The organism is Methanobrevibacter sp. (assembly GCF_017406825.1).
In the GTDB taxonomy this organism is placed as follows: domain Archaea; phylum Methanobacteriota; class Methanobacteria; order Methanobacteriales; family Methanobacteriaceae; genus Methanocatella.
Map to the genome: position 1 here is coordinate 1 of NZ_JAFQXT010000013.1, position 14,179 is coordinate 14,179.

The window sequence follows — 14,179 nt, forward strand, 5'->3', positions numbered from 1 at the left end:
AAAATACAATATAAAATATGTTTTCTATCGAATATAGGAAATCATAATTAGTGAAGAAAATTTTAGATTAGAGAGATAATATGAATAAAAAAGAGTTAATAATAGCTATATTATTAATATTTGTTGTAATTTTAAGTTCAAATACAGTATTTGCCGAAGAAATTACAGATAATAGCCAATTACAGCAAAATGATGATATAGCCATAATCGAAGATGGCAACGATGATAAACTATCATCAGAACAGACAGTCACAGCTGGCTCAAGCAGCTCAGAGATCCAAGAAATTATTAACGGCATGGCCGATGGGGACACTTTAAACTTCGAAGCGGGGGAATACAGTGATATCTGCATTTACATAAACAAGAATATCACAGTGAACGGTAACGGAGCAACCTTAATCGGTTATGACAATCCATCCAGGGAAAATACTCCGGACATAATCTGGAAACCAACCAACGAAAGCGGATATGCAATCGGAAACCTTGCAACATTATACATTGTCAAAACAACCGGTGTAACCATCCACGGACTGAAAATCGTTGGCGGAGCAAACAGTTCCTCAACATATTCCAATGCTTTAGTCTATGCAATGAATTCCAATAATCTAACATTCAAAAACAACACTCTTGACGGATCATCATGGGGACTGTACTTCCAATACTGTAATGACGGAATAGTTAAAGAGAATACAATTAAAAACCAGGCCACAACCGGATTCTTAAACTTCGGTTCAGCCAGAACACAAATTGAAAAAAATACAATCATCAATGCTAAAAACCATGGTATTGACGTAAGGCATGGAACCGGACCTAACGTGCAGGTGATAAACAACACTATAATAGGCTCTAAAGAGGGAATATATCTGATGCACTCACAAGGTCACACAGCAGCAAACAATACTCTTATTAACTGTACAATCAGTTCCATTTCATGTTACGGATCATCCAACATCAACATCAAAGGAAACAAGATGCAAAAATCAAGAATTGGAATACTATTAGGTGGAGGATACAAGAACATCAATGTTGGTGAAAACACCTTTGCCCTTGATAACCTACCATACCCACCGACCTTCGTCTACTATGTCGCTGAAGCGAAATCCGATTACCAAAGCGCAACAAATATCATGGGAACATTCTCTGACATGTCCACCTACTCACCTAATTATGTTGCATACACAGGCATAGATGCCCCTAAAGACATTGCAATTGATTATGATTCCATTTTAACAAAAACCGGAACAGAATGGAATGTTCCAGAAGGAACTTCCAGTGCAGACATCCAAACCATGATTAATGGAATGAGCGATGGAGATTCATTAGTATTTGCCAAAGACGCAGTTTACACTGACATTTGCATATACACCGACAAAAACATCAAAATCTTCGGTAACAATGCAACCTTAATCGGATTCAACAACATTGATTTGAACAATGTTCCTGAAAAAATAAGAAAACAAACCAACGAAAGCGGATATGCAATTGCTTACCGTGCGGTATTATATGTTGTTAATTCCACAGGAGTCGTTGTCAGTGACTTGAACATCAAGGCACAATACCCTGGATATGACACTACCAAAGCAACAACCACAACTGATGAATATAAAACTGCTGGAATCTATGCAGATTCAAATAAAAATCTTGTGATTACCGGATGTGATGTGACCGGTGCTTCATGGGGTATTTTCGAGCAATATTCATCTGACAGCATCATCAGTAAAAATACAGTCCATGACATCTACACTACAGGAATCATGAACTTCGGTTCTCCAAATGCAATAATTGTCGAAAACACAGTCACAAATGCAGTCAACCACGGTATCGATACCAGACATGGAACAGGACCTAATGTAACAATCGCATTCAACACAATTTCAGGTTCAAAAGAAGGAATTTACCTCATGCATTCCAAAGGCCACACCGTCTACAACAATACTGTAAAAGATTGTAAGATTAGTGGAATAACAGCATATGGATCAGGTAATGAAGTAATATTCAACAACACAATTTCCGGAAGCAGAATCGGTATTATGCTTGGTGGAGGATATTATAACGTAACCATTGGTACTAATAAATACACATTAGATTCATTGCCATTCCCACCTACATTCGTAACTTACCTTGCAAGGGCGGACAGCAAATATCAAAGTGCAGATGGCGTTGCAAGAACTTATTCAGATAAGGAAACTGCAACTATAACTGCCGGAGAAATAACAACCAAATACACAGAAAATGAAGTTAATGTTACTTTAACAGATGCGGACGGAAAAGCAATCGCTAAACAAAGCATTATTGCAACAATAAATGGTGTAAATCTAACTGCTGAAACTGATGCAAATGGTATTGCAACATTTAAAACCGATTTAAAACCAGGCACATATACTGCAATATTTACATTTTCAGGCAATGACAATTATGCAAAAAGTAGTGTGAGTGGAAGTTTAACTGTTGCTGATGACAGAATTGCCACTGCAATAACTGCAGCTAACCCAACAGTTTACTTACAAGCAATTGCTAAAGGAACCAAATATCAGATAACACTTAAAGATGCCAACGGCAAAGCAGTAGCTGGAAAACAAATTGTTGTTACATTCAATGGTGCAACTTACAAAGCTAACACCAATGCCAACGGTGTTGCAACAGTAACCCTTAAAGCGACAAAAATTGGATCTCTGAAAGCAACAATCAGTTTCGCCGGCGATGACACATACAAAGCTGTCAGTAAAACCACTACAGTTAAAATCACAAAAGAAGTAAGTAAAATTACAGCTGCAAAGAAAACATTCAAAGCTAATGTAAAAACTAAAAAGTACACAATTACCTTAAAATCAAAATCAGGTAAAGCAATCAGTAAAGTTAAAGTAACCCTTAAAGTTAAAGGCAAAACCTATAAAGCCACAACAAATGCAAAAGGTAAAGCTACCTTTAAAATTACAAAATTAACTAAAAAGGGCAAACAAACTGCTAAAATCAACTTTGCAGGTAACAGCTACTTCCTTAAAAGCAGCAAATCTGTGAAATTAACAATTAAATAGAAGAGAAAAACTCTCTTCTTAAATTTTCTTTTTTTAAAAAAAATCAGTAATATTTATTTCTGCGGTCAACAGCAGCGTAGATGATGAATAATCCTATAATAATCATTACAATCTGAGGAAATACGGCTGCAACGATTGCTGGAATCACACCAAGGTTAACAAGCAACCACAAAACGCCATAGATTACTATTATGATACCAAAAACGATTGCTATCTTATATGTCAAATCTCTAATGTCGGGAATGTCAAACATAGCCATAATATCACTACAACTCTTTTGTACCTTCATCGGTTCCTATGATTACCTTATCCACCATTTGTGAAAAGATTCCGTTTTCAACAACACCCGGAATTGTATTCAAATCGATTTCCAGATGTGATGGGGATTCAATTCTGTCGAATTTGGCGTCAATTACAAAGTTGCCGTTATCAGTTATGACCGGACCGTCCTTTCTTTGAGCCATCCTTATCTCACATGTGGCTCCCATATCCTCAAGTTCCTTGATTACCATTCTTGAAGCGTCCGGAAGCACCTCAACAGGTACAGGGAAGTTTCCTAACTCATCTACGACTTTGGACTCATCGACTATTACAATAAATTGGTCGGCAGCATAATCAACAATCTTTTCTTTTGTATGGGCCGCTCCGCCGCCTTTAATCAGATTGAAGTCATGGTCCACTTCATCTGCTCCGTCAACTGACAAGTCAACGTCATGCTCTTCAAGGGTGGTTATTGGAATGTTCCATTTTTTCGCTATTAACAGTGATTGAAATGATGTTGGAATTCCCATTACACTGATTCCTTCATCCCTGATTCTCATCCCAACCTTTTCAATGAAAAAATGTGTTGTTGAACCTGTTCCGAGTCCCAAAACCATTCCATCCTCAACATATTCGGCAGCCTTGTATCCGGCATTCATTTTAGAAGAACTATTGCTACTGGTATCTTTCATTATATCACAAATCCTAATGTTAACTTATTAAGGTTTAAACCTTTTTTACATTCCCCTTTATGTTTTCCGTTATTTTCCAATACGATGCATTTATCATTTTCCACAAGACCATCAGGGAAACATAAGTCATGAAAATCGCATGCTTCATCGCATTCAGGAGCATTGTATGTGAATGTTGATCCTTCAAAAATATTTTTTGAAGTTGTTAATACTTCTATTTCAGCCCTTTCAACTTCAACAGGAATCACCTTGCCTTCTGCATGTATCGGGCATTTCTGTTCGTTTTCCTTGATTGCAGTAACAACATATTTCCTATTAATCTCCAAGTTGCCTATACAGGATGATTTAAATCTGCAGTCTTCACATTCCTTGGCAGGCCCTAAAAAAATAAATTCCTGACCTTCCTTTGCCAAATCAATGCCTATCAAAGTAATCATCTAAATCACCCCAGTTTTATGAGCCAATTCATAAGCTGCTTCTTTTGAAATTCCATTATCTCCCAATATTGTATATCTTTCAGGCCTGATTTCATGAGCCATCATCAAAGCTTCAATAATGTCCTCATCAGCAATACCAATTTCTGCAGCAGTGGTTGGCGCCTCAACAGCTTTGAGAGCACTTCTTATTGCCTTCCAGTCCCCACCATGCAGATACATCATCATTATTGTGCCTATGCCGCATTGCTCACCATGCAAAGCCGGCTTGTCAAGAATCTTATCAAGGGCATGTGAGAACAAATGCTCCGAACCGCTTGCAGGACGTGAGGAACCTGCAATGCTTATCGCCATTCCTCCGCTGAAGAGTGATTTCATAACTATACGGGCGCTTGGCTCGAGATTAGGTTTGATGTTGGCAATATTGTCAGTAATCAGGTGAGCTGACATTATCGACAATGCTGCGGCTGATTCTGAAAATGATTCGTTTTTCAAACGATGAGCCAATTCCCAATCCTTTATAGCTGTGAAATTTGCAATCAAATCTGCGCAGCCTGCAGCCAACAATCTGAATGGAGATTGAGCAATTACCTCCGAGTCGGCAATGACTGCAATTGGAGAATGAGCATTAACTGATATTGAAGTATTAGGGTTTTTAATTGATGCCATAGGAGATACGATACCGTCATGTGAAGCGGTTGTTGGCATTGAAACAAAATAAACTCCCTTATTATATGAAGACAATTTAGCTACATCAATAACTTTTCCTCCACCGACACCTAAAACTGTAGTGTCAGGAGTGATGCATTCTTCAACTTCGGATATTGATTCCACTGATGCATTATCAACTTTGATTACATCACATTCAATATTTTCTTTTTCAAGACTTTCAATTACAGGTTTGGCACCCACATCAAACGTATGTGAACCTGTAACTATTAAAATCTTATTATCTAAATGTAATGATTTGCAAATCTCACCGGTGAGTTTAATAATACCCGGATCAATGTAAACTTCACGTGGCATTTGTATTTTCCTATTACTCATAATATCTCCTAAATTAAATTATACATTAATATATATGTATAAAATAATTATAAATAACTTTCTTAATTAAATTTAATAGTAATTAAGGACAAATAGTTTAGTACTATAGAAAATTATTAGGTGATATGGTGGAAAATTTTGATGAATGGTTTCATGATATTTTAGAAAATGCAGACATTACAGATTCAAGGTATCCCATTAAGGGAATGGCAGTATGGATGCCATACGGTTTTCAAATCAGAAAACACACAATGAACATCATTAAAAAATTGTTGGATAAAGATCATGACGAAGTGCTTTTTCCTATGCTTGTTCCTGAAAGCGAACTTGCAAAAGAAGGAAAACACGTAAAAGGATTTGAAGACGAAGTGTACTGGGTGACAAAAGGCGGTTCAAGAGACTTGAACGAACATCTGGCCTTAAGACCTACCAGTGAAACCGCAATCTATCCGATGTATTCCTTATGGATTAGAACCCACATCGACCTTCCAGTCAAACTTTACCAGATCGTAAATACATTCAGATATGAAACTAAACATACCCGACCTTTAATTCGCGTAAGGGAAATCACCACTTTTAAAGAAGCGCATACAGCTCATGCAACAAAGGAAGAGTCTGACGAACAGATCCAGGACTTCATTGAAATCTATAAGGAATTCTTTGATGACCTGCAAATTCCATATCTGATTTCCAAAAGGCCAGAATGGGACAAGTTCCCTGGTGCGGACTACACAATGGCCTTTGATGTAATAATGCCAAACGGCAAAACCTTGCAGATAGGCACAATCCATAATTTAGGCCAGACATTTGCAAAAACCTTTGACATTACCTTTGAGGATAAGGACGGCGAGCACAAGTACGTTTATCAAACCTGTGCCGGAGTATCCGACAGGGTCATCGCATCCGTCATTGGAATTCATGGAGATGAAAAGGGATTGCGCTTACCACCAAAAGTATCACCGAATCAAGTAACCATAATCCCAATTTTATTCAAAAAAGGAAAAGAGGAAGTTTTAGCTAAATGCAGTGAAATCAAAGAACAATTGGAATCTGCAGGCCTAAGAGTCCATATCGATGACAGGGACATCAGACCGGGCAAGAAATTCAACGACTGGGAATTGAAAGGAACCCCAATCAAACTTGAACTCGGACCTAGGGATTTGGAAAACAACATTACTATTGCCATGAGAAGGGATGAAGAAGAAAAAATAGAACTCCCATTGGATGGTAATTTGGCAGAAAATGTAATTGATTTATTGAACAAGTCCTCTGAAAGCTTATCTGCACAAGCTTGGAAATTCCAAGAGGAACACGTTAAATTCACCGAGGATATCGATGAAATTTCAGAACTTGTCGAAGCAGGATATGTTGTTAGATTCAGATGGTGCGGAGACGAAGCAATTGGAAAAGACATCGAAGAAAAAACAGGCTATGACATTTTAGGCATTCAGGAAGAGATTGCAGAAGGCAAATGCATAGCCAGTGACAGCGATGCCAAATTCATGGCTCTGATTGCCAAAACATACTAAGTGATAGAATGGACAACATTTATGCAATAATTCCAGTAACCACCTTCAAGAATGCAAAAACCCGACTTTCCCCCTTTCTCACAGAAGATGAAAGGGAAAAGCTCCTTAAGGTGATGCTTAAGGATGTTACCGATGCCTTAAGAAAACATGTTGATAAGATATTTATCATCAGCCGTGACGAGGAGGTTTTGAGCTATGCTGAAAGCCTGAATGTCAATACCATTCTTGAAAATGACAATTCCAATTTAAACAAGGCTTTAACACAGGCAATGAAGCTATGCAAAGGAAAAACAAGAAAAGTGGTTATCGTACCTTCCGACATTCCTTTAATCGGAAAGACCAATGTGGCGATGTTAATCGATGCATCAAAAAGTCTTGATTTCATTATCGTTCCATCAAAAGGCGGCGGGACAAACATGATTATAATGAAGCCTATGGCCATTCACACCCATTATGAAGGATTCAGCTATAAAGAACATCTGAAAGCCGCTGAGAGGAAAAAACTTAATCCGCAAGTTCACGATTCATTTTTCATGGCACTGGACGTCAACACCACCGAAGATTTGGGTGAAATCATGATCCACGGCGAAAAGACCCACACCAGAAAATTCCTAAAAGAGTTAAAGGTGCAGTTCGAATCCTCCCGAGGAAGTGAAAGAATAAGAGTTACAAGAGATGATTAGATGATTGTAATGAGCATTGCAGGTGTTGACCCCTCTGGCGGTGCAGGTGTTTTTGCTGATTTGAAGACATTTCAAGCCATTGGAGTTTACGGAACTGGCATTGTCACTGCCCTTACTGCACAAAATCCCTATAAATTCTTTTCAACACTGCCCATAGATGAGAATTATATTGCTGAGCAGATTGATGCAGTTTTAGATTCATATGAAGTTGAATTCATTAAAACCGGAATGCTCTATTCACCCGAAATCATCAAATTGGTATCTAAAAAAATTAAGGAATATGATTTGAAGGCGGTCGTTGATCCCGTTATGGTTGCAACTTCCGGCGGGGATTTGACAAGAGAGAATATTGCCAAGGCTTTCAATAGGCATCTGCTTTCCCAAAGCATCTTAACAACACCCAACATTTCTGAAGCTGAAAAGTTAACCAACATTAAAATCAATTCCAAAGAGGATGCAGTCAAAGCTTCAGAGATGATTAAATGCAACAATATCATCACAGGCGGACATTTGGACGGAATAAACACCATCAACATTGACGGTGAAATTTCTATTGTAAAGCAGGAGCTGATTGAAACTGAAAATCTTCATGGCACCGGTTGTAATTTGTCTGCTGCAATAACAGCATTTTTAGCAAAAAATAATGATTTGAATACTTCTATTTTAAAGGCATTGGATTACGTTTATGAAGGAATAAAAAATGGAAATTATGGGACTTTAATAGCCAGAATATAACTATTCTCCCATATCTAACTTATCTACAATGGATTCCTGAAGTTTAATGAACTCTTTGGAATCCCTTTTTCTTGGTCTTTCGATGTCTACTTCAATGACATTATCAATCCTTCCCGGATTTTTGCCCATTATGACAATCTTATCCGCCAGATAGACCGCTTCATCGACATCGTGAGTTACAAAAACTATTGTGTTTTCGAATCTTTTCCAAACTCCAATCAGCTGTTCCTGAAGCTTGTGTCTATTTTGCATATCCAATGCAGAAAACGGCTCATCCATCAGCAAGATTGGTGAATGATTGAGCAAAGATCTGATAATTGCAACCCTTTGCTTCATACCACCCGAAAGTTCATGAGGATAGTTATCTTTAAATTCAATTAAACCGACTCTTGTAAGATATCTCTCGGCAGCCTGAATGTTTTCCTCTTTTGAACCTTGATTGGTCATCTCCAAACCGAAAGTTACATTCTGCAGAACTGTCAGCCATGGGAATAGTGAATACTGTTGGAAAATTACCGCCCTGTCACCTGACGGCTTTATAACTTTCTCACCGTTTGCGATAATCTCGCCAGAGGTAGGCTGGTCAAGACCTGCTATCAATCTTAAAAGTGTGGTTTTTCCACAACCTGACGGACCTAAAAGACAGACTAGTTCTCCATCATCAATTGTTAAGTTAATGTCTTTTAAAACTGATAATTGGTCGGTTTTCTTACTTTTAAAAGATTTGTTAATATTTTTAATTTCAATTGACATCTCAACACCTACCAGAATATCTTGTCTTGAGCTTTGGTGAATACATAGTCGAAGACAATACCAATCAGCCCAATATCCAACATACCAACAACTGTTGTTCCTGGATCGAACAGACTAGTTGCTGTTAGAATCATATAACCTAAACCGCTGCTTGAACCAACCATTTCAGCAGAAATTGTACACATTAAAGCGATGCCTATTCCAACCTTCAAACCTGATACTATATAAGGAACGGTAGAAGGCAGGATTACCCTTTTCAAGACATTCCAATCGCTTGCACCTAAAGTCTGGGCTGATTCAATCAAAACCTTGTCAGTCCTTTTAACCCCATCAATTGTATAAACCAGAATTGGGAATACGCAACCCATAAAAATAATGAATACTGCTGGAACCATGCCGATTCCAAACCATAAAATGGAAAACGGAATCCATGCGACAGGAGGAATTGGCCTCAGGATACTGATTACCAATGATGCAATATCCTCCAAGGTCTTATAGCTTCCAAGAAGAATTCCTAAAGGAATCGCAACAACGGATGCTAAAATCAAACCTCCGAATACCTTATATAATGTATCCAATGTGTTTGCAAGAAGCTTTCCATTCAATATCAATTCCCAAGCGGACTGGCAAACTGTAATCGGCCCTGGCAATATATATGGATTTACAATTCCTAATCCTTCAGTAATCAAATACCAAAAAACAATTATGCAAATCGGTAAAATTAATGGAATAAATTTATTCTTATAACTTTCAAACATTACATCACTTAGTCTAAACTTTTTTTCAATATTAATTTAGATTATTATCATATAAAAACTTTTAAAAAAAAGAAAATTATGAAGCATCAGCCACTTCAATGGCTTCTACTTCAATTTCATTAGAAAGATTTACATCTTTTAATACAGATTTTGTGCTCATGGCTCCAAATAGCATTGTTGATAGATTATGTACCAGAGAGGATGTTGATGGAGGAATAACACCCATAACGCCTAATACCAAAAGGGAACCATTCACTGCCACAATATTTCTGTAGTTGGTGTTTATCTTATCCAGCATTCCAGTGCTCAGTTTCCTTAAGGTTACAAGGTCATACAAATCATCAGACAGCAATGAGATATCCGCCACTTCACGGGCAATATCTGACGAATTTTTCATTGAAACTGACACGTCCGCTGCTGCAAGAGCAGGAGAATCATTAATTCCATCTCCAACCATTATAACAGTTTTTCCTTCAGCTTTAAGCTCTTCAACTATCCTCGATTTGTCTTCAGGAAGCACTTGTGATTTGTACTCAGTTATACCCAATGCTTTAGCACCTGATTTAGCACCACTTTCACTGTCTCCTGTAAGCATTATGACATTTTCGATGCCTAATTCCTTAAGTTTTTCAATGACATGTTTCGCTTCATCCCTTACAGGGTCATCGATGCAGATTATTCCCTCCAATTTTCCATCAAGGGCCAAGTAAACTACGGAATGCTCTTCTGATTTCTTAGCAATCTTTTTATCCTGGGCCTTTGTGACTTTAACCTTCTCATCATCAAACAAGAAATGTCTGGATCCAATAACTGCACGTTTACCATCATATTCAGTTACAATACCGTGAGCTACGATATATTCAACTTCACTATGGTCTTCCTCATGTTTTAGGCCTTCTTCTTCAGCCTGTTTTACAATGGCAGTTGCAATGCTGTGTGCGAAGTGTTCCTCGATGCATGCGGCTATCCTCAATATCTCGTCACGGCTGTATCTTTTTGACATCGGAATTACTTCCACAACTTTTGGGGATGCCTTAGTTAATGTTCCGGTCTTATCAAATACGATTGTATCGGCATTGGCGTATGCTTCCAGGAATTTTCCACCCTTAACCATCATTTTGTTATCAGACGCTTCCCTCATAGCCGATATGATGGATAATGGAGTGGTCAACTTTATTGCACAGGAAAAATCGACCATCAGAACAGATAATGCCTTTGTTGAGTTTCCGGTGAATAAATAAGTGAGAGCCGTTGCAAGCAAACTGTATGGAACAATTGAATCAGCCAGCTTTTCAGCTTTGCTTTGAGTTTCGGCCTTTAAATCCTCCGAATTTTCAATCAAATCTATAATTTTATTCAGCCTTGTTTCTTTGTTCATGGAGTAGATTTCAACAATTATATTTCCTTCTTCAATTACTGTTCCCGCATGGACAGTTTTGCCTTTAGACTTATGGACAGCCAACGGTTCTCCAGTCATTGAAGCTTCATTGACCATAGCGTCCCCATCAATGACCTTTCCATCAACGGGAATCACATCCCCCATATGAACTTTTATCTTATCTCCCTTACAGATATTCATTGCAGAAACTTGTTTTTCTACACCATTCTCATCAACTAACCATACAGTATCGATATTTAATGCCAAACTATCTTTTAAAGTGCTTTTAGCCTTTTGAACCGTATAATTTTCCAGTTCATCAGATATTGCTAATAAAAACATCATTGAACTTGCCGGCCTGAATTGGCCCTGCAACAGAGCGCCTGCAACTGCAGCACCGTCGAGTAAAGCCACATCAACACGGAAATCTGTCAGACTATCCAATCCGCCCCATAGATATTTTAAGGTATACTGAATAGTCATTACTGTTTTAATTGGAACTGGCAGGAATAATCGTCTAAGAAACCTGCGACCGACCATTTTTGATATTTTGAAATAGAAATCATCAGTTATTTCTTTTGAAACTTGAGTCTGTGTCGGTTCGGCTTCAAACAAATCGTCAATAGTAATCCCATCAAGCAGATGGAATATTTTCTGTTTGCTTTCGGCTTCACCATCAAAGTATATTAAAATACTTCCATTTCTATGTGAAGTGAACACCTCTTGGATAAAATCCTGATTTAAAAGTAATGAAGCAATGCCATAGCCCTCTTTTTTAGTGAAAGCCCATTGGCCTGCACGAACCCTTAAACGGGTTCCTCTATCATACATTACTTGATACTTCATATTTATCACAAAATTATTCTTCTTTTGCTTCGACGTAGATTTCTTTTTTATTTTCCTCGTTTGCATCAACAACAATGTCTTCTGCAGTTTCTTTCATGTCTTGGAAACATTCTTCAGCATCTTTTTTAGCTGACATTACAGCAGCCATGCCTTTTGTTGCGCTATCTTTGAAAGTTTGGGATTTTACAACTTTAGCCCCGATTAATGCAGTTGCAATTCCTGCTGCAAAAATTAATGCATGTCTATGTTCTATACAAGTGTCAATAATATCACGTCTCATTTTTTATACCTTCCTTTAATTTTTTTGAAGAAAAACTTCAATGTTAATATATATATACTTTTTACATATTAATATTTTTAGGTATTCCTAAATTATTGGAGGATAGCAAAAAATTTAGAATACTAACTATATATAATTGAAAATTGAAATTGATATATTAGGTGAAAAATTGAACATCCACGAAAAGTTTTTCTCAAAGATAGGTGCTAATTACCTGATATTAGGCGTGACTGCGATAATATTTCAGATAATTCTCATCAATATCCTAAATGCAACACATCCCGAATATTTGGGCGATATAAATATAATAAGTCTATTGTCATCAATCTGCAATTACATCCTGCCATTTCCAATCTTCTATTGGCTGATGAAAAAATTAGATGCAGTTAAAATAGAAAAAAGAAGTGTGGATGCAAAAACATTCCTGATTTACATATCAATCACAATAACACTGATGTGGATCGGGAACATCATCGGGCTGATTATAACCATGCTTTTAAGCGGAGCAATCCAAAGCGACATCTCAAATCCCGTTCAGGAATTAATCAACAGCACAGACATCTTGTTTAATTTAGTGATAATATGTATAATGGCCCCGATATTTGAAGAGATATTTTTTAGAAAACTATTGATTGACAGAACAATAAAATATGGCGCCAAATTATCCATAATCCTATCAGCCTTACTATTCGGATTATTCCATGGAAACCTAAACCAGTTCTTTTATGCATTCCTAATGGGCGGTTTTTTCGCATATGTATATGTTAAAACCGGAAAGATTACATACACCATCATACTGCATGCAATCGTTAATCTTATGGGATCTGTCATAAGCATACAGATTGCAAATGCCGCCATGAATCTTCAAACAGCCTTTAATCCGATAGATTTATTGACAATAACAATTTATCTTATAGCATTAATAACCTTCTTAATAATAGGAACATATGGCCTGACAAAATTTGACAAAGCAAAATTTAATGGTGAAAAAACAGAAATAAGTTTGAAAAAACCTTTAAAAACAATGCTTGTGAACTATGGGATGATCTTATTCATTCTATTTTTCATTATAGAGATGATAATCCAAATTTTTGGCCTTGAATTAATAATTTAATAAATTTAAAAAAAAAGTAAAAAATTTAGAGGAAGGTTATGCCTTATCTTCCCTTTCCTCTTCAATAGCTTCAACAACACTATTTAGAATTTGAAGGGACTTGGAAAATGCTGGCATTCCTGAAGTCAATAGAACAACTCTTAGAACGTCCACAATTTCATCTTTTGTAATGCCCAATACTTCAATAGCGCTTCTGATTTGTTTTTTGGTAGCTCTTGCATCAGCGCGTGATGCTGCAATTCCAATTGCAATTAATTTTTGAGTTTTATAATCTAAAACTTTTCCATTCCAAACAGTACTGTTTATATCGGATACCAAGTCATACAAATCAGAATATTCGCCTTCCAACTCTCTAATCCCTTTTCCGTAATATACATCTCCTTTCATACTCTTCCTCTCCAAATAATTTTATTAGTTAATTAATATTTTAAATTTCAAGATATATATTAATAGGTATTTTCTTTTCATTTAACAGTTGGTTTTATATTAACATCACCCATTTGAGATTCGAAGATTAGTTTGAAAAGGCTCATGATATAGCAAAGTTGAATAAAATTTGATTTTCTATATCATTGGTGTTAATGTCAAAAACACATCAGCAAATCAAAGTTTTGAGAATAAGTTTCGTTTTATA

Annotated in this window: 14 protein-coding genes; 5 read left to right on the top strand and 9 right to left on the bottom strand. The window is 36.9% G+C overall.

Features of this window, described 5'->3' with window-relative positions; translation table 11 throughout:
* The first annotated feature begins 80 nt into the window (after window positions 1-80).
* Window positions 81-3,035 (top strand): right-handed parallel beta-helix repeat-containing protein, encoded by a 2,955-nt coding sequence (locus tag IJF99_RS02325; RefSeq protein WP_292791573.1) that lies wholly within the window; start codon window positions 81-83, stop codon window positions 3,033-3,035.
* 43 nt (window positions 3,036-3,078) lie between these two features.
* Here IJF99_RS02325 and IJF99_RS02330 read toward each other — a convergent pair whose 3' ends face one another.
* Genes IJF99_RS02330 through IJF99_RS02345 form a run of 4 tightly spaced genes read right to left on the bottom strand, consistent with a single transcriptional unit; the run spans window position 3,079 to window position 5,469 of the window.
* Entirely contained in the window at window positions 3,079-3,294 is a 216-nt protein-coding gene (locus tag IJF99_RS02330; RefSeq protein ID WP_292791575.1) for a hypothetical protein, read from the bottom strand.
* A 7-nt stretch (window positions 3,295-3,301) separates the two neighbouring features.
* On the bottom strand, window positions 3,302-3,988 hold the full coding sequence (gene rpiA / locus IJF99_RS02335; RefSeq protein WP_292791577.1) for a ribose-5-phosphate isomerase RpiA: 687 nt from the start codon (window positions 3,986-3,988) through the stop codon (window positions 3,302-3,304).
* Entirely contained in the window at window positions 3,988-4,425 is a 438-nt protein-coding gene (locus tag IJF99_RS02340) for a UPF0179 family protein (RefSeq protein WP_292791580.1), read from the bottom strand. Before IJF99_RS02340 ends, rpiA begins: the two co-directional genes overlap by 1 nt.
* On the bottom strand, window positions 4,426-5,469 hold the full coding sequence (locus tag IJF99_RS02345; protein WP_292791583.1) for an NAD(P)-dependent glycerol-1-phosphate dehydrogenase: 1,044 nt from the start codon (window positions 5,467-5,469) through the stop codon (window positions 4,426-4,428).
* 125 nt (window positions 5,470-5,594) lie between these two features.
* Between IJF99_RS02345 and proS the strand changes: the two genes are divergently transcribed.
* The 3 genes from proS to thiD are packed head-to-tail and all read left to right on the top strand — an operon-like array spanning window position 5,595 to window position 8,416.
* Entirely contained in the window at window positions 5,595-6,998 is a 1,404-nt protein-coding gene (gene proS, locus IJF99_RS02350) for a proline--tRNA ligase (protein ID WP_292791586.1), read from the top strand.
* An 8-nt stretch (window positions 6,999-7,006) separates the two neighbouring features.
* Window positions 7,007-7,681 carry a 2-phospho-L-lactate guanylyltransferase gene (cofC, locus tag IJF99_RS02355; RefSeq protein WP_292791590.1) on the top strand — a complete coding sequence of 225 codons (675 nt, stop codon included), beginning with the start codon at window positions 7,007-7,009 and terminating at the stop codon, window positions 7,679-7,681.
* Window positions 7,682-8,416 (top strand): bifunctional hydroxymethylpyrimidine kinase/phosphomethylpyrimidine kinase, encoded by a 735-nt coding sequence (thiD, locus tag IJF99_RS02360; protein ID WP_292791592.1) that lies wholly within the window; start codon window positions 7,682-7,684, stop codon window positions 8,414-8,416.
* Here the strand turns inward: thiD and IJF99_RS02365 are convergent, their stop codons facing one another.
* The 4 genes from IJF99_RS02365 to IJF99_RS02380 all read right to left on the bottom strand — a co-directional run bounded on the left by IJF99_RS02365 (window position 8,417) and on the right by IJF99_RS02380 (window position 12,431).
* Window positions 8,417-9,169, bottom strand: coding sequence for an ABC transporter ATP-binding protein (locus tag IJF99_RS02365; RefSeq protein WP_292791594.1), 753 nt, complete (start codon window positions 9,167-9,169; stop codon window positions 8,417-8,419).
* 8 nt (window positions 9,170-9,177) lie between these two features.
* A complete protein-coding gene (locus IJF99_RS02370; protein WP_292791596.1) occupies window positions 9,178-9,927 on the bottom strand; it encodes an ABC transporter permease in 750 nt (249 codons plus the stop codon).
* Window positions 9,928-10,003: 76 nt separating this feature from the next.
* Window positions 10,004-12,151, bottom strand: coding sequence for a heavy metal translocating P-type ATPase (locus IJF99_RS02375; RefSeq protein ID WP_292791599.1), 2,148 nt, complete (start codon window positions 12,149-12,151; stop codon window positions 10,004-10,006).
* A 13-nt stretch (window positions 12,152-12,164) separates the two neighbouring features.
* Complete coding sequence (locus tag IJF99_RS02380; protein ID WP_292791602.1) at window positions 12,165-12,431, bottom strand: DUF6110 family protein; 267 nt, start codon at window positions 12,429-12,431, stop codon at window positions 12,165-12,167.
* A gap of 169 nt (window positions 12,432-12,600) precedes the next feature.
* Between IJF99_RS02380 and IJF99_RS02385 the strand changes: the two genes are divergently transcribed.
* Window positions 12,601-13,545 (top strand): CPBP family intramembrane glutamic endopeptidase, encoded by a 945-nt coding sequence (locus IJF99_RS02385; RefSeq protein ID WP_292791604.1) that lies wholly within the window; start codon window positions 12,601-12,603, stop codon window positions 13,543-13,545.
* Window positions 13,546-13,581: 36 nt separating this feature from the next.
* Here IJF99_RS02385 and IJF99_RS02390 read toward each other — a convergent pair whose 3' ends face one another.
* Complete coding sequence (locus tag IJF99_RS02390; RefSeq protein WP_292791607.1) at window positions 13,582-13,932, bottom strand: carboxymuconolactone decarboxylase family protein; 351 nt, start codon at window positions 13,930-13,932, stop codon at window positions 13,582-13,584.
* Window positions 13,933-14,179: the final 247 nt, after the last annotated feature.